This is a genomic window from Deltaproteobacteria bacterium (assembly GCA_016709225.1).
Classification (GTDB): domain Bacteria; phylum Myxococcota_A; class Polyangia; order Nannocystales; family Nannocystaceae; genus Xiheibacterium; species Xiheibacterium phototrophicum.
This window is the reverse complement of the sequence record JADJEE010000002.1, coordinates 1,959,046-1,976,305: the sequence shown is the minus strand read 5'-3', so window position 1 is coordinate 1,976,305 and position 17,260 is coordinate 1,959,046. Positions and strand designations below refer to the sequence as shown.

General features: G+C 69.5%; 15 protein-coding genes. 8 read left to right on the top strand and 7 right to left on the bottom strand.

Annotation, left to right across the window (positions count from 1 at the left end):
• Positions 1 to 107 precede the first annotated feature (107 nt).
• Positions 108 to 356, top strand: a complete 249-nt coding sequence (locus IPH07_22345) for a hypothetical protein (protein ID MBK6920157.1) — start codon at positions 108 to 110, stop codon at positions 354 to 356.
• Between the two features lie 25 nt (positions 357 to 381).
• On the opposite strand, the gene IPH07_22340 is transcribed toward IPH07_22345, so the two are convergent.
• Together IPH07_22340 and uppS are read right to left on the bottom strand one after the other, a co-directional pair.
• Positions 382 to 1,206 carry a phosphatidate cytidylyltransferase gene (locus IPH07_22340; GenBank protein MBK6920156.1) on the bottom strand — a complete coding sequence of 275 codons (825 nt, stop codon included), beginning with the start codon at positions 1,204 to 1,206 and terminating at the stop codon, positions 382 to 384.
• A gap of 18 nt (positions 1,207 to 1,224) precedes the next feature.
• Positions 1,225 to 2,001 carry a di-trans,poly-cis-decaprenylcistransferase gene (gene uppS, locus IPH07_22335; protein MBK6920155.1) on the bottom strand — a complete coding sequence of 259 codons (777 nt, stop codon included), beginning with the start codon at positions 1,999 to 2,001 and terminating at the stop codon, positions 1,225 to 1,227.
• A gap of 471 nt (positions 2,002 to 2,472) precedes the next feature.
• Between uppS and IPH07_22330 the strand changes: the two genes are divergently transcribed.
• Positions 2,473 to 2,898 carry a YbjN domain-containing protein gene (locus tag IPH07_22330; GenBank protein MBK6920154.1) on the top strand — a complete coding sequence of 142 codons (426 nt, stop codon included), beginning with the start codon at positions 2,473 to 2,475 and terminating at the stop codon, positions 2,896 to 2,898.
• A gap of 1 nt (position 2,899) precedes the next feature.
• Positions 2,900 to 3,745 (top strand): PspA/IM30 family protein, encoded by an 846-nt coding sequence (locus IPH07_22325; protein MBK6920153.1) that lies wholly within the window; start codon positions 2,900 to 2,902, stop codon positions 3,743 to 3,745.
• An 82-nt stretch (positions 3,746 to 3,827) separates the two neighbouring features.
• On the opposite strand, the gene IPH07_22320 is transcribed toward IPH07_22325, so the two are convergent.
• Genes IPH07_22320 through IPH07_22310 form a run of 3 tightly spaced genes read right to left on the bottom strand, consistent with a single transcriptional unit; the run spans position 3,828 to position 7,549 of the window.
• Positions 3,828 to 5,279 carry an amino acid permease gene (locus tag IPH07_22320; GenBank protein MBK6920152.1) on the bottom strand — a complete coding sequence of 484 codons (1,452 nt, stop codon included), beginning with the start codon at positions 5,277 to 5,279 and terminating at the stop codon, positions 3,828 to 3,830.
• Positions 5,280 to 5,328: 49 nt separating this feature from the next.
• Positions 5,329 to 6,279 (bottom strand): hypothetical protein, encoded by a 951-nt coding sequence (locus tag IPH07_22315; GenBank protein ID MBK6920151.1) that lies wholly within the window; start codon positions 6,277 to 6,279, stop codon positions 5,329 to 5,331.
• A gap of 13 nt (positions 6,280 to 6,292) precedes the next feature.
• Complete coding sequence (locus tag IPH07_22310; GenBank protein ID MBK6920150.1) at positions 6,293 to 7,549, bottom strand: peptidyl-prolyl cis-trans isomerase; 1,257 nt, start codon at positions 7,547 to 7,549, stop codon at positions 6,293 to 6,295.
• 177 nt (positions 7,550 to 7,726) lie between these two features.
• Here IPH07_22310 and IPH07_22305 point away from each other — a divergent pair, with 177 nt between their 5' ends.
• A complete protein-coding gene (locus IPH07_22305; protein ID MBK6920149.1) occupies positions 7,727 to 8,098 on the top strand; it encodes a hypothetical protein in 372 nt (123 codons plus the stop codon).
• 70 nt (positions 8,099 to 8,168) lie between these two features.
• Here IPH07_22305 and IPH07_22300 read toward each other — a convergent pair whose 3' ends face one another.
• Positions 8,169 to 10,010, bottom strand: coding sequence for a M1 family metallopeptidase (locus IPH07_22300; protein MBK6920148.1), 1,842 nt, complete (start codon positions 10,008 to 10,010; stop codon positions 8,169 to 8,171).
• A gap of 391 nt (positions 10,011 to 10,401) precedes the next feature.
• Here IPH07_22300 and IPH07_22295 point away from each other — a divergent pair, with 391 nt between their 5' ends.
• The 4 genes from IPH07_22295 to IPH07_22280 all read left to right on the top strand — a co-directional run bounded on the left by IPH07_22295 (position 10,402) and on the right by IPH07_22280 (position 16,451).
• Positions 10,402 to 11,133 (top strand): hypothetical protein, encoded by a 732-nt coding sequence (locus IPH07_22295; GenBank protein MBK6920147.1) that lies wholly within the window; start codon positions 10,402 to 10,404, stop codon positions 11,131 to 11,133.
• A 66-nt stretch (positions 11,134 to 11,199) separates the two neighbouring features.
• Positions 11,200 to 12,894: a protein kinase gene (locus IPH07_22290; GenBank protein MBK6920146.1), complete on the top strand. Its 1,695-nt coding sequence runs from the start codon at positions 11,200 to 11,202 to the stop codon at positions 12,892 to 12,894.
• Positions 12,878 to 15,418 (top strand): glycogen/starch/alpha-glucan phosphorylase, encoded by a 2,541-nt coding sequence (locus IPH07_22285; GenBank protein MBK6920145.1) that lies wholly within the window; start codon positions 12,878 to 12,880, stop codon positions 15,416 to 15,418. The genes IPH07_22290 and IPH07_22285 overlap by 17 nt, the downstream gene beginning before the upstream one ends.
• A gap of 16 nt (positions 15,419 to 15,434) precedes the next feature.
• Positions 15,435 to 16,451, top strand: a complete 1,017-nt coding sequence (locus IPH07_22280; GenBank protein MBK6920144.1) for a prenyltransferase — start codon at positions 15,435 to 15,437, stop codon at positions 16,449 to 16,451.
• A gap of 18 nt (positions 16,452 to 16,469) precedes the next feature.
• Here the strand turns inward: IPH07_22280 and IPH07_22275 are convergent, their stop codons facing one another.
• Complete coding sequence (locus IPH07_22275) at positions 16,470 to 17,222, bottom strand: response regulator (protein ID MBK6920143.1); 753 nt, start codon at positions 17,220 to 17,222, stop codon at positions 16,470 to 16,472.
• Between the last annotated feature and the right edge of the window lie 38 nt (positions 17,223 to 17,260).

The window sequence follows — 17,260 nt, the reverse complement described above, 5'->3', positions numbered from 1 at the left end:
CGTGCTGGCGCCCCGCCGATGGGGTGGGTCGAGCACGCGCGCGGAGCGAGACCGGGCGCGAAATGAAATCTGGCCTATACTGGTCGCTCGGAGCCGGAGAGAACCCCATGGTCATCGCGTTCTTGGTCGGCGGTGCCGTTGCCGCGGGCACATATCTATTCGCCAAGAAGAAGAAGGCCTCGAACGGCCAGTCGGTGGCCGCGGCGGCGCTGACGGGCGTGGGTTCGGCCGCGGCGACGGCGGTCGTCGCCGCCTTCTTCTGGCCACTGGTGATCCTCGGCGGTGCCGGGGCGGCCGGCTTCTACTACGCCAAGCGCAGGAACATGAAGGCGCTGCCCGCGGGTCGCGAGGGCTGACGATGGCCGCGGGGCGGCTGCCGCTTCACAGGCCCATCCACGTCACGAAGTAGTAGACCACGGGCGACACGAACAGCATCGCGTCGATGCGGTCGAGCATCCCGCCGTGACCGGGCAGGATGTTGCCGGAGTCCTTCACTCCCCAGGTGCGCTTCACCATCGACTCGACGAGATCGCCCGCCTGCCCGCACACGCTCGCGATCACGCCGAGCACCGCGGCGGCTGCGATGCCCAGCTGCGGCAGCGTCCACAGCGAGCCCACGCCGATCGTCGCGAGCATCGAGCCGAGCACGCCACCCAGCGCGCCTTCCCAGGTCTTCTTGGGGCTGACCTCGGGGTAGAGCTTGTGTCGGCCCCAGGCGCGCCCGAACAAGTACGCCACGGTGTCGGCGAAGAAGGCCGTGCACAGCGCGACCACCAGCCAGTGCGGCTTGCCGCCCTGCTTCAGCAGCGGCAGGTGGGCGATGAGCATCGGCACGTAGACCAGCCCCGAGAGCATGATCGCGAGGTGGCGGCCGGCCTGCTCGAGCGCCTGCTTGCGCGCGAGCACGGCGATCGACAGCGCGATGGCCGAGAACGCCATCGCGGGGGCGAACACCGCGGTGCCACCGGTCAGGGTCGGCGCGCCGACCACCGCCACGGTGCACGCCGCTGCGGTCACACGCAGCGGCCACGCCGGCGCATCGGGCGTGACGGGCAGCGCCATGCGCACGTACTCGTCGAAGCCCAGGATGCCGACGATGGTCGCGATCGCGAGCACCGAGTACGGCGTCGGATCGAGGAGGATCGCCAGCAGCAGCAGCGGCACGAGCACCGCCGCGGTGCCGAGGCGCGTGATGAAGTCACCCATCGTGCACGCCGGTCCGCACTAGTCGAGCTCTGGCGTGCCACCCTCGCCGGGCTTGGCGGGGCGCACCTGCTCCGAGGTCTGGCCGAAGCGTCGCTCGCGGCTGGCGAAGTCGTGCAGCGCGGCCATGAGGTCCTCGCGATCGAACTCCGGCCACATCTTCTCGGTGAAGTGCAGCTCCGCGTACGCGGTCTCCCACAGGAAGAAGTTCGAGATGCGGTGCTCGCCGGAGGTGCGGACCAGCAGGTCGAGCGGCGGCAGCAGCCGCGCCGAGTCGAGGTACGACTCGACGGTCTCGACGGTGATCTCGGCCGGGTCGAGGCGGCCCACGATCGCGGCCTTGCACATCTCGCGCACGGCCTTGGTCAGCATCTCGCGACCGCCGTAGGAGAGCGCGAGGCACAGCATCATGTCGCGGTTGTCGGCCGAGGCCGCCATGAGGTCGACCAGCGGTGCGCGCACGTGGGGCGGCAGGCGCTCGGAGTCGCCGACCGTCACCAGGCGGATGCCGTTGCCGAGGATCTCGTCGCGCTCCTGCAGCAGGTAGCGCCGCAGCAGCTCCATCAGATGGAAGACCTCCTCCGGGGGGCGGTCCCAGTTCTGGCTCGAGAACGCGAACAACGTCAGCGCCTCGATGCCCGCCTTGCGGGCGGCACGTACGACGGTGCGCACGGAGTCGGCGCCACGTTCGTGGCCCTCCTCGCGGGGCAGACCACGGGCGCGGGCCCAGCGGCCGTTACCGTCCATGATGATGCCGACGTGGCGTGGCAGCCGGTCGCGTGGCGGCGGTTCCATCATCCGAGTTCGAACAGAGGCGGGATACCACGCCGGGCCGCCGGCAGGCTAGGGCGACGGCCGCAAATGGGCGCCTGCGGCCGCCGATCGGGCGCTGCGCGGTGGGGAGCGGTCGGCCACGCCCGCCGGTGGGCACGCTCGGGCCCGACGCGCGCCCGCGCCGGAAATGATCCCGCGCAGGGTCCAGTTGGCCCCCCTGACGCAACGGAGCATGGCCCCGCGTGCGGCATCGAGGCGGCGCCCTTCCTTGCGTCAGAGCCCGACCGATCCGGGGCCGGGCGCGTTATCCTGCCTGTCCTCGCTCGCCGATCCGCGGCGCACCTGGCAACAACCAGGCCGGGTTCCCGCGTAGCTCGGGGCGGAGGTGCCGACCGCTCGGCCTGGCTTCCAAGTCGCGCTGCCTCCGCGTGGACGGTGGTGCGGTACCGCAGACCCACGAAGATCCACGTCAATCTCCCAACAAGGGCACGTTCGATGGCAAGTCACGACGAAGTCGATTCATACCTGATCAAGATGGGGCTGCCCTACGAGCAGGTCTCCGAGGGCACGTGGGTCGTGCACCCCGAGGGTGAGCACCGCGCCACCATCGGCGTCACCATCGAGGCGCCCATCGTGCTGTTCTCGATCCCGATGTTCGAGCTGGCCGCCACCGACACCCAGCGCGAACCCCTTTTCCGCGCCTTGCTGGAGCTCAACGCCGACCTGCTCCACAGCAGCTACCGGCTCGAGGGCGACCGCGTGGTCCTGACGGGGGCCCAACAGCTCGAGAACCTCGACTTCAACGAGTTCCAAGCGATGGTGGATGACATGTGCATCGCCTTGGACAACCATATCGACAGGATCGCCCCGCTCATCCATCGCGGGGCCCACAACGCCGCGGCCGCCGAGGGGAGCGCATAGCATGGGTTTGTTTTCCAGACTGGGGACGCTGATCCGCTCGAACATCAACGAGCTGATCAACAAGGCGGAGGACCCCGAGAAGATGCTCAACCAGGTGCTGGTCGACATGAAGACCCAGCTGGTGGAGGCGAAGAAGCAGGTCGCGGTCGCGATCGCCGACGAGAAGCGCCTCAAGAAGCAGTACGAGACCGAGGCCGCCAAGGCGCTCGAGTGGGAGAAGAAGGCGATGCTGGCCATCAAGGCCGGCGACGACAACCTCGCGCGCGCAGCTCTGCAACGCAAGGGCGAGCACGAGGAGGTCGCCGAGACCCTGCGTCAGCAGTGGGAGGCGCAGAAGGCCTCGGTCGAGCAGCTCAAGGGCGCGCTGCGGGGCCTCGACGCCAAGATCGAAGAGGCCAAGCGCAAGCGCAACATCCTGGTCTCGCGGCAGAAGCGGGCCGAGGCGCAGCGTACGATCAACGAGACCCTCACCAACATCAACTCGACCTCCGCGTTCGACACCTTCGAGCGCATGTCGGACCGCGTGACGCAGATCGAGGCCGAGGCCGAGGCCACCGCCGAGATCGGTGGCGCACTGCCCGAGGCCTCGCTCGACGCCCAGTTCAAGGCGCTGGCCGCGAGCAGCGTGGACGACGAGCTCTCGGCGCTCAAGAAGCGCATGGCGCTGGCGGCCGCCGAGGACGAGCGCAAGGCCATCGGCGGATCGGTCGACGCGCCACCCAAGGCTGCGGCGAACTCGAGCCCGGTGGTCGACGACGAGGGCGAGCTCGGCGAGGTCTCGGAGGACAAGGCCGCCGAGATCGATGCGCAGCTCGAGGAGCTCAAGAAGAAGCTCTCGGCCACCTGACGCGCCGCTGCGACGGGCGCCGAGCGCACCCGAGGCCCTCGCGATCCCTGCGATCGCGGGGGCTTCGTGCGTTGCGGCCGGGCTACGGCTCGCTCGCCAGCTTCGAGTGGCGACGGCCGTAGCCGAAGTAGATGGTGAAGCCGATCGCCAGCCAGATGAACAGCCGCAGCCAGGTCGCCGAGCCGAGGCCGATCATCAGGTAGCCGCAGGTCGCGATGCCGAGGATCGGCACCATCGGCACCATCGGGGTCTTGAATGCCCGCGGCGCGTCGGGGTCGCGCTTGCGCAGCACCAGCACGCCGGCGCACACGATCACGAACGCGAACAGCGTGCCGATCGAGACCAGCTCACCGAGCAGGCCGATCGGGAACAGCCCAGCGATGACCGCCGCGACGACGCCGGTCACCATCGTGGCGACGTGGGGCGTCTGGTAGCGGGGGTGCACGCGGGAGAACAGCGGCGGCAAGAGCCCGTCACGCGACATCGCGAAGAAGATCCGCGGCTGCCCCATGAGCATCACCAGCACCACCGAGGCCAGGCCCGCGATCGCGCCGATGTCGACCAGCATCGCCAGCCACGACAGCGCGGGTCCGGCCTTGCTGACTGCGACGTCGACCGGGTGCGGTACGTCGAGCTCGGTGTACGGCGCGATGCCGGTCATCACCAGCGACATCAGGATGTACAGCACCGTGCACACCGCGAGCGAGCCGAGGATGCCGATCGGTAGGTCGCGCTGGGGATTCTTGGCCTCCTGCGCCGCCGTCGAGACCGCGTCGAAGCCGATGTACGCGAAGAAGATCACGCCCGCGCCCGCGGCGATGCCGTTCCAACCGAACTGCCCCGGCTTGCCGGTGGGCTCGGGCACGAACGGGGTCCAGTTGGCCGGATCGACGTAGGTCGCGCCGAAGCCGATGACCAGCAGCACGATCGCGAGCTTCACGTAGACGATGTAGTTGTTGACGGTGGCGGACTCGCGGATGCCCACGGTCAGCAGCCCGGTCAGCAGCAGCACCAGCAGCACCGCGGGCACGTTGAGGAACGCACCGGTCGCGGTGAACTCGTGGGTGTCGCTGACCGAGTACGGCGCGCTGGTGAGCGCGGTCGGTAGGTCGATGCCGAGGCGGTGCAGGAACGCGACCACGTAGCCCGACCAGCCCACCGCGACGGTCGAGGCGGCGAACAAGTACTCGAGGATGAGGTCCCAGCCGATGATCCACGCCACCAGCTCGCCCAGGGTCGCGTAGCCGTAGGTGTAGGCGCTGCCCGCGATGGGGATCATCGAGGCGAACTCGGCGTAGCACAGGCCGGCGAACAGGCAGCCGAACCCGGCGAGCACGAACGAGATCACGATCGCAGGGCCGGCGTGCTGCGCCGCCGCGGTGCCCGTGAGCACGAAGATGCCCGCGCCGATGATGGCGCCGATGCCCAGCAGCACCAGGTTGCTGGCGGTCAGCGAGCGCTTGAGGGTGTGCTCACCTTCGGCGGAGCTCTCCTCGATCAACGTGGCGAGACGCTTGCGCGATGTCAGGCCCATGGCGGGCCGACCCTAACACACCTGGAGCGGCGGCCGAGCGCCGCGGTCCTCACGGGGCTTGGGTCATGACGATGTCATCGACGAGCAGCATCGCAGCGGTGCCGTTGGTGAGCGAGCTCCAGGCATCGATCGCGATCCCTCCACCGATGCCTTGCAGTGGCGTGCTCTGATCGTCGCGCTCGACGTTCCACACGTCGGGCTCCGCTTCGCCATCGCGCCAGATCCGGGCCTGCAACCGCGTGGTGGAGGCGTCGAGCTGCGTGACACGGAGCCGTGCACGGTAGCTCACGCCCGAGGTCAGTGGGTACGGCTCCACTGCACCGATGACGGTCTCGACACCACCGAGCTCGTGCCATACGCCGATACCGACGGGGTTGCGGAACGCCTCGATGAAGACCGCGTAGCCCTCGCCCGGCGGGTCGGTCTGCTGCAGGTACTGGCCGTTCTGGCGCACATAGACGCCGATGCCCTGCGAGCCCGCGTCGGAGAACTCGAAACTGAACGTGATGTCCGCGTTGGTGCAGTCGGCAGGCGCATACATGCGGGCCAGCGAGTAGTTGCTGGTGACCGGCGACAGCCGACCGCGGCCGCCCTGCACGTCAGCGGTCGCGACTCCGCCGGCGTTGGTCCAGGTGTCCGGCCATGCGTCGCCGTCGGCGTCGAAGCCCTCGCCGAAGTCACACTCGGTGGCGGGCTCGCCGGTGGAGTCCGCCGAGCCCTGCGTGGTCATGGTGCCGTTGCTGGTGGCTGTGGGGTTGCCGGTGGCGGAGGTCGCGGAGGTCGCGGTCGCCGACGTCGCGGTCGCCGAGGCCGTGTTCCCCGAGGTCATCGCCGACGTCGCGGTGGTCGAGCTGCCGTCGGTGGTGCCGGTGGAATCATCGGCCGCGTCGTCGGCGTTGCGATCATCCTTGCAGGCGGTCGCAGCCAGCGACGCAGCGCACAGCCAGGCGAGCGCGCGTCGGAGCGCCGGGACCGACGCATGGAACGGGTGACAAGACATGCCACCGAGCATACTACGGCGCGTCGGCACCGGGCTCGCCGTCGAGCGACTCCATCGACGGGTGCAGCTCGATTGTGTGGCGCGAGCGCAGGGTCGTGGGCAGATTCGCGAACGCGTCCGCCAGTCGTGCGATGCGGAGCTCGCCGAGGACGTCCTCGCGCACGGTCTCGAGCGGCAACGTCCCGGCGGCGTGGCGCTCGAGCACGCGCACCACCACCCAGCCGTGGCCGTCGTCGATCTCGGCCGCGACGGCGCCGAGCTTCGCGCTGCGCAGGGCCTTCGCCAGCGGCTTGGGCAGCTCTTCGAGCGCCGCGATGCGGCGCGTCTGGCCGCTGCCGCCGATCGCCGCCGCAATCGCCGTGGGGTCCTCGCCGCCGGTGAGGCGCTCGCGCGCGGACTTGGCGAGGGCGCGGGTCTCGTTGCGCCGCGCCTTGCGGGCCGCGCGTTCGCTCGCGCCGGCGTCGCTGGCCCAGTCACAGCCCAGTGGTGTGGTCTCCTGCGTGGCCTCGCCGATTGCGGCCTCGCAGTCGTGTGCGACCGAGTTCGCGCCCTCTTCGGTTTCGGCGAGCGCGCGCCAGCCGGCGGCGCGGCGCGAGAGATCGGCCAACACCAGCTGCCGCGTCGACGCCGGCATCTTCTCGACACAGCGGCGATACTTGGCCACGAAGTCATCGCAGGTCGCGACGCCGACGTCGTCGTCGAAGCGGAGGCTCCACGCGTCGAAGCGTACCCACGCGGTCTCGGCGGTCCAACGCTGGCGCTGGCGCTCGTACTCGGCAGCGACCACGTCGTCGGGCGCGTCGGTGCCCGCGACGTCATCGGCGACGACGATGGCCGCGAGCTGGTCGGCGTCGTCGAGCGGCGGTCGAGACCACCAACTCGGCGTCGCCGCGGAGCCGAACGCGGTCGGGCGTTGCTCGAGCACAGCCAAGAGCGGCGACCCGCGGCCCGCGATGGCAGCCGCCTCGGTGAGCTTCATGCGAGCGAGCTCCTGCTGCACCAAGGCTCGCGTGACGACCGCGATGAGCAGGCGCTGCCGAAGCCCTCGATCGTCGCGACTCGAGGGGCCGGATCCCGCGATCTTCGCGAGCGCCTCGTCGAAGCCGACGCGCGGCACCGGCGTGCCGTCGACGGTCGCGACTGCGTCGTCGGGCACCGCGGGCGCATCGTGGCCATCGTCGCGGGCGGGGGGCGTGGTGGGTTCGGGCTGCTTCTCGCACGCGATGACGAGCGCGGCGAGCAGGCACAGGCGAGCGGAGCGGGGGAGCATGGACGCCAATTAAAGGATTCCGGCCCGCGTTGCCCCTGCCTCGCGTGCTCGCGGGCGCTTTTTTTTTGGCCCGCGCCGGCGACCATCCCCGGCCAGTTGTCCGACGATGTGGGGAAGTCGGGGTCGCCGCGCCGCCGGTGCGTTGATCGAACGCCGTCGTCTGGGGTCCACCGCGGCATGAAGAACAACACCCGGGCCCTGCTCATCTGCTTCGCATCTGCCCTCGCGCTTCCGGCCTGCGACCAACGAGCGCCGACGACCGATGCCATCGAGGCTTCCGCGGCGAAGCTCGCCGAGTTCCACGGCGTGGAGGACTACACCATCGTCGTGGTCGATCCGCCTGCCGACCTCACGATTCCGCCTGCGATGCCGGCGCTCGAGGTCGACGAGCTCGCCTCCGAGCCGCAGGATCCCGAGGAGATGAGGTGCTACCAGATCGATGAGGAGTGCGCGATCTGTCTGTGGCAGCTGTTCCGGTGCGATTGGCTGTACTCGAACTGCCTGGGGAACGGAGTGGACCCCTCGCCGGTGTACCAGCACTGCTGGTAGGCCAGAACGTGCAGCCGATCGCGCGACGCTCGGCCACGAGCGTCTCTGGCAGTCTCCGATGCGCGGGCGATCACCCCGCCTGAACATGCGCGTGCGTGAGCAGGTCTTCGACGCTGGCCTGCGTGATCGGATGGTAGCCCGGCTTGGCCTCGGCGTAGATGCGTGCGGCCTCGCCCGCGCGGTCGGTCTCGAGCAGCGCCTGGTACAGCGGCAGCACGAACTTGCGCCGCCCGACCTCGACGAGGAACGAGCGCAGCGCCGCGTCGGCGGGATGATAGCCGCGGCGCACGGCGAGCTCGAGCCACTGCGCGAGGATCTCGGCGTTGCCGCTGGTGCTCAGCGAGAAGCGGGCGTCGAGCGACGCGAGTGACTCCGGCGCGATGTCCTTGGGCAGCATGCGCAGGAATCGGAGCCACTCGTGTGGACTCCAGCCCTTGGTCGCGAGCGTGTTCGCCGAGGTCTCGCCGCGGGCGAACGCGGCCACGACCGCATCGATGCGGGCGAATGCGGCGGCGGTCGGCACCGGCGCGTCGGCGGGCACCCCCGGTCCGTCGAGCCACGCCTCGAGCGAGACCGCGGCCTTGCCCGGCAGCACTGGGTGGCGGCCCGCCAGCTCCTCGCGCGCGAACGCGACGAAGGTGTCGGTGTCGACCGACCCGAACGCGTGCGACGAGAACCATCGCGTGAGGAACGGGTCGAACGCCTCGCGGCCGTAGGCCTGCTCGAGCGCGAGCAGGAGCAGCGCGCCCTTCTCGTAGGCGACGTCGGAGAGGCCCTCGTCGGGATCGCGCCCGCGCAGGTCCACGCGCAGTCGTTGATCGGCGGGTGCGAGCTCGGCGAAGGCGTCGTCGAGCTCGGCGCGACCGAGCACGGCCTCCATGTCCGCTCGCTCGCGACCGAACAGCGCCTCGATGATGCGGCGCTCGAGGTAGACGGTGAAGCCCTCGTTGAGCCACAGATCGGCCCACGTCGCGTTGGTCACGAGGTTGCCCGACCAGCTGTGCGCGAGCTCGTGGGCGACCAGCGAGACCAGCGAGCGATCGCCGGCGATGATGGTCGGCGTCGCGAAGGTCAGCTTGGGGTTCTCCATGCCGCCGAACGGGAACGCGGGCGGCAGCACCAACAGGTCGTAGCGCCCCCAGCGGTAGGGGCCGAAGCGGTCCTCGACCGCGCCGAGCATGGCCTCCATGTCGCCGAACTCCGCCGCGGCGCCGGGCAGGCGCGAGGGCTCGGCCCACACGCCGGTGCGAGGCCCGAGCGCGCGGAACTCGAGCGCGCCGACGGCCAGCGCGATGAGGTAGCTCGGCACCGTCTGTGGCATGTCGAAGGCGAAGCTGCCGTCGTCGGACTCGACCGCGTCGGCCGACATCAGCGCGCGCGTCGGCGCGGGCGTGTGCACGCGAGCGTCCCAGCGCAGGCGCACGCCGGGCGTGTCTTGATTGGGGAACCACGAGCGGGCGTGGATCGCCTGCGACTGACTGTAGAGGAAGGGCGCCTGGTGGTCGGCGGTCTGCGTGGCGTCGAGCCACTGCAGACCCGAGGCCTCCGGCGCGGTTCGCCAGCGCACGCGCACCAGCTTGGTGTCGGTGGCCAGCGCGATGCCGAGGCCTGCGCCAAGCACCGCATCGGCGTCGGCCAGGTGCCACGGCGCTGCGCTCCACGTCACCGCTGCGTCGGCGAGCAGACCCTTCGTGGGCGCCGCCTCGGCGCTTCGCTCGACCGCGACGATCTGCAGCGCGCGTGTGTCGAGCCACAGCGGCGCGTCGCGATCGCTGCGCCCGAGCTCGTAGATGGCAGTGCCCTCGAGCGCGCGCGCGTCGAAGTCCACGCGCAGCGTGAGACCGATGCGATCGACGCGGACCTGCTCGGGGTGCGACCACGAGTGCACGTCAGCACCCAGCGTTGCGTTCATCACGGCCTCGGGCACGGCGGTCGGCTCCTGGGTGCGCACGCAGGCCAGCGGGATCAGGCACCAGAGCAGCAGCGCGCGCAGCATCGCGGCTGGACTAGCAGCCGCGCGGCTCGGCGTCTCGGGGTCGGCGCGGCGTCGTCCATCGCGAGAGTGAGGAATCGTAGTTTTGGCGAGGCGGCTCGCGGCGGCCGAGGCGATCTCGGCCCGCCCGGGCGTGCTTCGAGCGTGGCCGATTCGCCGCACTGTGGTGCGCTGCGGCCCACGAAGGGCCGAATTCACAGCGACGTGCGCGGCCTCGACCACGCGACCAGCGGTCGCGCCGCCGCATTTTCTATTGCGACGGTTCACGTAATTCAGCTTAATGACGATGCGCCGTCCGAAGAGGAACCCCATGCTCCGCAACGTGTCCACACTGCTCGTCCTCGCAGCGATCCTCGTGCCCGGTTGCGATGTCCTCGATCCGCTCGGCGAGCTCGAGCACGATCGCACGCTGCTGAGCGTTGGGGTCACGCACCACGCGACGCTCGAGGCCGGCAGCTACCCCGATCGCGGTGGCGCCGGTGAGCTGCGCACGTTCGAGACCGACGAGGGATGGACGGTGACGTTGCTGAGCGCGTTCGTGACGAGCGCCGGCGTGACGCTGCACGGCTGCAACGACGCGCGCGTCGACCTCGGCCTGTACTCCGGTCCGCTCGCCGAAGATCTCCGTGGCGCCGATCTCGACACGCTGACGCTGGGTGGTGTCGATCTCGGCGCCAGCGAGTTCTGCGGCGCAACCATCACCTACGGCCCCTATCCGACCAACAGCCCCATGACCGGGCTCGAGCCGGAGGTCGCGGGCGCGACGTTCTGGATCGACGGTGGCGCAACCCTCGGTGGCACGACGGTGCCGTTCCAGCTGCGCTCGGAGGCGTCGATCGTCGTCGACGTGGATCTCTCGACGATCGACGACGGCGGGCCGCTGCGCATCCGGGGGAGCGAGGACTTCCCCGTCGAGCTGGTGCTCTCGAAGACCTACGACCGGCTGTTCGACGCGGTCGACTTCGCCAGCGCGACCACCGACGATCTCACCGCCCAGGTCACCGCCGCGCTTGCGCTCGAGACCCGCGCGACCGTCGATTGACGCGAGCACGGTCGCACACGGGCGCCGCGGCGTTCGAGCGGTGCGACCTGATATGCTGCGCATGTCGTGACGAGCTGTGCGCAGTGCCGGGCCCCCGTCCCCGCGGGCGCCCGCAATTGCCCTCGCTGCGGGATCACGCTCTCGGGCGCGGAGCTCGAGACGCAGCCGGGCACCGGTGTGCACGCCGGTGCGCCGCACTCCGACGTGATGATCGGTCGCTCGGTGATCGACCAGTACGTCGTGCGGGCCAAGCTCGGCGAGGGCGGCATGGGGGCCGTCTATCTCGCGGACCAGCCCACCATCGGTCGGCAGGCGGTCATCAAGGTCATCCATCCTTGGTTGTCGCGCGATGCCTCCGTCGCGTCGCGCTTCGCCACCGAGGCCAAGGCGGCGGCGCGCCTGCAGAACCCGCACATCGTCTCGATCTACAACTACGGTCGCATGCCCGACGGCACGCTGTTCCTCGCGATGGAGCACCTGAACGGTCGCACTCTCGCGCAGGCGCTGCGCGCCGAGGGCCGGCTCGATCCCACGCGCGCGGTCGGCATCGCGACGCAGGTCTGCGAGGCGCTCAGCCACGCGCACGCACGCGGCGTCGTGCACCGCGATCTCAAGCCCTCGAACATCATGCTGGTCGCGCGGGATCGCGGGCCCGAGTTCGTGAAGGTGCTCGACTTCGGCATCGCCAAGCTCGATGGCGGTGAGGGCACGGCGGCCGGCGTGATGCTGGGCACGCCCCAGTACATGTCGCCCGAGCAGCTCACCGGCAAGGCCGTGGATGGTCGCAGCGATCTCTATGCGCTGGGCCTGGTGTTGTACGAGATGCTGACCGGGCACCCGCCGTTTCGCGCCGATTCGGCCATTGCGTATATCCACAAGCACACCAGCGAGGCTCCGCTGCCGCTCGCGCAGGCGCGTCCAGGGCTGCGCGTGCCGCCGGCGCTCGAGGCCTGCTTGCTGCGGGCGCTCGCAAAATCCCCACATCAGCGCCCGCAGACCGCCGACGTGCTCGCCGACGAGTTGTGGTCGGCACTGATGGCCACGGTCGACTCGTCGCACGTACCGATGCCGCGCACGCGCGCGCCGGCGCCACCGAAGGCGTTGGTGGTGCTCGCGGTCGCCGGCGGAATCGGCGTGCTCGGTGGCATCGCGACCGCGGGTTGGTTTGCGCTGCAGTCCCGCGAAGCACCGCGTGGGGCCGCCGCGTCGCCGCCGGACACCGCCGCCGCACCGGCCGTCACCGCGCCGCCCGCGGTGGTCGCGGCCCCGCCGGTCGAGCCCGCCCCGTCCGCGAAGGATCGCCAGCGCGCCGCGCTGCGTGCTCGCCCGATCACCGAGCTCGAGGCCGAGCTGCAGCGCGCGACCGTGCTGTCGGGACTGCCGATCGATCGCATCGAGCAGGCCCTGCGCGAGTACCAGGCCGCCGTCGCCAACCCGCCGCCCGGGGTCGATGCGACCGAGTACCGCAAGGCCCTGCTCGCTGACCTCATCGTGACCTGGCGCGAGCTCGCCGAGCGCGACGCGGGCCTCACGGCGATCCCGCGGGATCGCCCGCTGCTCGAGCTCGAGGCGGTGTTTCTCACGATGGCCAGCTCCTACGGTGTCGAGGACCGCCACCGCATGCTGCTGCAGCTCAAGAACGCCACCGCAGGGGAGCCCAACGCCGACGCGTTGGTGTACACCACCTTGCTGCAGTGGATCGACGCCTACGGCGAAGCAGACGAACCGATCGAGATCATCAACGATGACGACGACGAATGACGACCATCCCGCGATGCAATCGATGGAGCCGCTCGCGGCCCGTCAAGGCACGCCGACGCACCAACCGCAGATCGTCGTCGAGGACGACCGCACCGGCATGCACCCGGTCACGCTCGAGCGAGCGGTGCTCGACCACCTCTACTACACGTGCATGAAGGACCCGCCATCGGCAACCCTGCTGAACGTCTACGAGGCGGTCGCCCACGCCACGCGCGACCGGCTGGTACAGCGGTGGATCCGGACCCAGCGCGCGTACTACGAGCAGAACGTCAAGCGCGTCTACTACCTCTCGGCGGAGTTCCTGATGGGGCGCGCGCTGGGCCACAACCTCATGAGCCTCGGGGCCTACGACGCCGCACGTGATCTACTCGGCGCCTACGGGCTCGAGCTCTCACACATCCTCGAGGAGGAGAACGACCCGGGCCTCGGCAACGGCGGCCTCGGGCGACTCGCGGCCTGCTTCCTCGACTCGATGGCGACACTGGGCTTCCCCGGCTACGGCTATGGCATTCGCTACGAGTTCGGGATCTTCGAGCAGCAGATCCGCGACGGCTGGCAGGTCGAGCGTGGCGACGCATGGCTGCGCTACGGCAACCCGTGGGAGATCGCGCGGCCCGAGTACACCGTCACGGTGAACATGTTCGGTCGCATCGAGGAGAAGCTCGACGAGCACGGCCGCCTGCGGGTGCACTGGGTCGACACCACCAAGCTGCTCGGCGTGCCCTACGACACACCGATCGCCGGCTACGGCAACAACACCGTGAACACCTTGCGCCTGTGGCGGGCCCGCGCGAGCAAGGAGTTCAACTTCGACGTCTTCAACGACGGTGACTACCGTCGCGCCGTCGAGGACAAGGCCGACAGCGAGACCATCTCGAAGGTGCTGTACCCCAACGACGAGTCGCCCGAGGGTCGCGAGCTGCGGCTCAAGCAGCAGTACTTCTTCGTCTGCTGTGCGATCCACGACATCATCCGGCGCTTCAAGAAGACGGAGTCGGACTTCGACCTCTTCCCCGACCGCGCGGCGATCCAGCTCAACGACACCCACCCTGCGATCGCGGTCGCAGAGCTCATGCGAGCGCTGGTCGACGTCGAGGGCGTCGAGTGGGAGCGCGCGTGGGACATCACGCAGCGGACCATCGCATACACCAACCACACGCTGCTGCCCGAGGCGCTCGAGTGCTGGCCGGTGGGCATGTTCGGTCGCATGCTGCCGCGCCACCTCTCGATCATCCTCGAGATCAACCGCCGCTTCCTCCGACAGGTGCAGATCTCGGCACCCACCGACGAGGCCAAGCGCAAGCGCATGGCAATCGTCGACAACGACCAGATCCGCATGGCCCATCTCGCGGTGGTGGGATCACACAGCGTCAACGGCGTTGCGCAGCTGCACACCGATCTGCTGCGCGCCCATGTGTTGTCCGACTTCGCGCAGATGTTCCCCCACAAGTTCAACAACAAGACCAACGGCGTCACGCCGCGGCGATGGTTGTTGCTGGCCAACCGTCGGTTGGCGTCGGCCATCACGGCGCGCATCGGCCCGGCGTGGATCACCGATCTGCCGCAGCTGCAGGCGCTCGAGCAGTTCGTCGACGATGCGACGCTCCATGAGGAGCTGCGCACCATCAAGCGCGAGAACAAGGCCGACCTCGCGAGTCTGATCCGCGAACGCAACCGCGTCGATGTCAACCTCGACTCGATCTTCGACACTCAGATCAAGCGCCTGCATCAGTACAAGCGTCAGCTGCTGAACTGCCTGCACATCATCGCGCTGTACCAGTCGATGAAGGCCGAGCCCACGCGTGACTGGGTGCCCCGCACGTTCATCTTCGGGGGCAAGGCCGCGCCCGGCTACGCGATGGCGAAGCTCCACATCAAGCTCATCAACGACGTCGCGTCGACCATCAACGACGACCCGGCGATGCGGGGGCTGCTCAATGTGGTGTTCCTCGCCAACTACGGCGTCTCGCTCGCCGAGCGTACGATCCCCGCGACCGACGTCTCGGAGCAGATCTCGCTGGCCGGCAAGGAGGCCTCGGGCACCGGCAACATGAAGTTCGCAATGAACGGTGCGCTGACCATCGGCACGCTCGACGGCGCCAACATCGAGATCCGTGAGGCGGTCGGGGCCGAGAACTTCTTCTTGTTCGGGCTCGACGCCCACGAGGCCGAGGCGCTGCGCGAGCGCGGCTACAAATCGTCCGAGTACATCGAGCGCAGCCCGCGGCTGCGGAGCGCGCTCGACCTCATCGCCTCGGGCTTCTTCAGCCCCGACGATCCCAAGCGGTTCGACCCGGTCCTGCACACGATGTGGCACGACGATCCGTTCATGCTGTGCGCGGACTTCGACGCCTACGTCGCCTGCCAGGAGCAGGTCGCGACGGCGTACCGAGACCCGACGCGCTGGGCCAAGATGGTCGTGCACAACCTCGCCCACGTGGGGCGATTCTCCAGCGATCGCACGATCCGCGAGTACGCCGAGGGCATCTGGGGCGTGAAGCCGGTGCAGGTCACGATGCGCTGAAGGAGAGGTGAGGGCGATGGCACGTCCACGATGGCTGGAGGCGCTGCGAGCGATCCCTCGCATCGACCGCGAGACCTGGCAGACGCTGGGCTTCGTGACGCGGTGGTTGGTGGCCACGCGCGCGGCGGTGCTCATCATGACGCTGGTGTCGGTCGGGATCGCCGGCGTGTTGGCCTTTCGTGACGCACGCTTCGATGGATGGTTGTGGCTGCTGACCGCGATCGGTCTGGTGTTCGCACACGCGACCAACAACCTCGTCAACGATCTGACCGATCACCTCAAGGGCGTCGATGCGGGCGACTACTTCCGCGCGCAGTACGGACCGCAGCCGCTCGAGCACGGCATGCTCACGCGCACGCAGATGCTGTGGTGGATCGCAGGCACCGGCGCGGTCGCGCTGACCGCCGGTGTCGCGCTGGTCTACCTGCGCGGCGGCGCAACGCTGCTGCTGATGGGCAGCGGGGTGTTCTTCGTGCTCTTCTACACCTGGCCGCTCAAGTACTACGGCTTCGGCGAGCTGGCGGTCGTGGTCGTGTGGGGGCCGCTGATGGTCGGCGGCGGCTACTACGTCGTCACCGGCACCATCGATGCGACCGTGCTGTGGACGAGCCTGCCGTTCTCGCTGGGTGCGACCACGGTGATCTTCGGCAAGCACATCGACAAGCTGCCGCAAGACCGCGCCAAGAACATCCGCACGCTGCCGGTGTGGCTCGGCGATCCGCTCGCGCGCGCGAGCGTGGTCGCCATGATCGCGCTGCAGTACCTGCTGGTGCTGTGGCTCGTGCTCGGCGGTCGGCTCGGCCCCGCGCTGCTGCTCGTGGTCGGTGCGATGCCGGCCGCGCGTCGCGTGATCACGACCTATCGCGCACCAAGGCCGCAGGGCCCGCCGGTGTGGTTCCCCGCCAAGGTGTGGCCGTTGTGGTTCGTGGCCTTCGCGTTCGACCACAACCGTCGCTTCGGCCTGCTGTTCGTGCTGGGGCTCGTGCTCGACGCGTTGTGGGTCCGCTTCGGCATCGCGACCGCGCTGGCGTAGACGCGACCGCCTCGGACGTCAGCTCGGGAGCTCGGGCTCCTCGCCGTCCGGGAGATCCGGATCGCCGCGCGTCGCCCACGGATCTTCCACGCCCGCGTCGGTGAGGATCACGCCGAGCAGCGCGTTGCGGGTCTTGGCGCGGGTGCGCTGCAGCACCGCGGCCACGTGGTACTTCGCGGTGCGCTCGCTGCACCCGAGCAGCTGTGCAATCCGCTTGTTGGAGTCGCCCCACATCAAGCGCCACGCGACCAGCGTCTCCATGTGCGAGAGCCCGAAGACGTGGGCCATGCGCGTCATCGCCTTTTGCAGATCGAAGCCGACCGGCTGCGGCGCCGCGCTCTCGGCACCCGGTGCGGGTGAGAGCTGCCCGAGCGCGCGTCGCCACTCCAGCGTCGAGCTCACGGTCGACGCCAGCGTCGACAAGAGGTTGGGAAATGTCTCGGGCTTGCGCACGTACGCGTGCGCACCACAGCGCGCGCTCTCGAGTGCAGTCTCCTCGTCGATCGCACCGGTGACGACGGCCGAACGGCACAGCGGGTTGCGATCGAGGAGCTCCTGCACGAGCACGGCTGCGGTGCCGTCCGGCAGGCGGTAGTCGAGCAAGGCACCGTGAACATCGAGCTCGGGATCTGCGAAGGCATCACGGGCGTGCGACACGGTGTCGGCTGCGATGACGTCGTAACCGGCCTCGGTGAAGGTTCGCTCGTACGTCTTGCGCAGGGGCTCGTAGTCTTCGACCAGGAGGATGCGATAGCGGGACTGCGCTTCCATGAGTTCTGCATCAGGCTAGCAGGGCGGCTGCCGCGGCG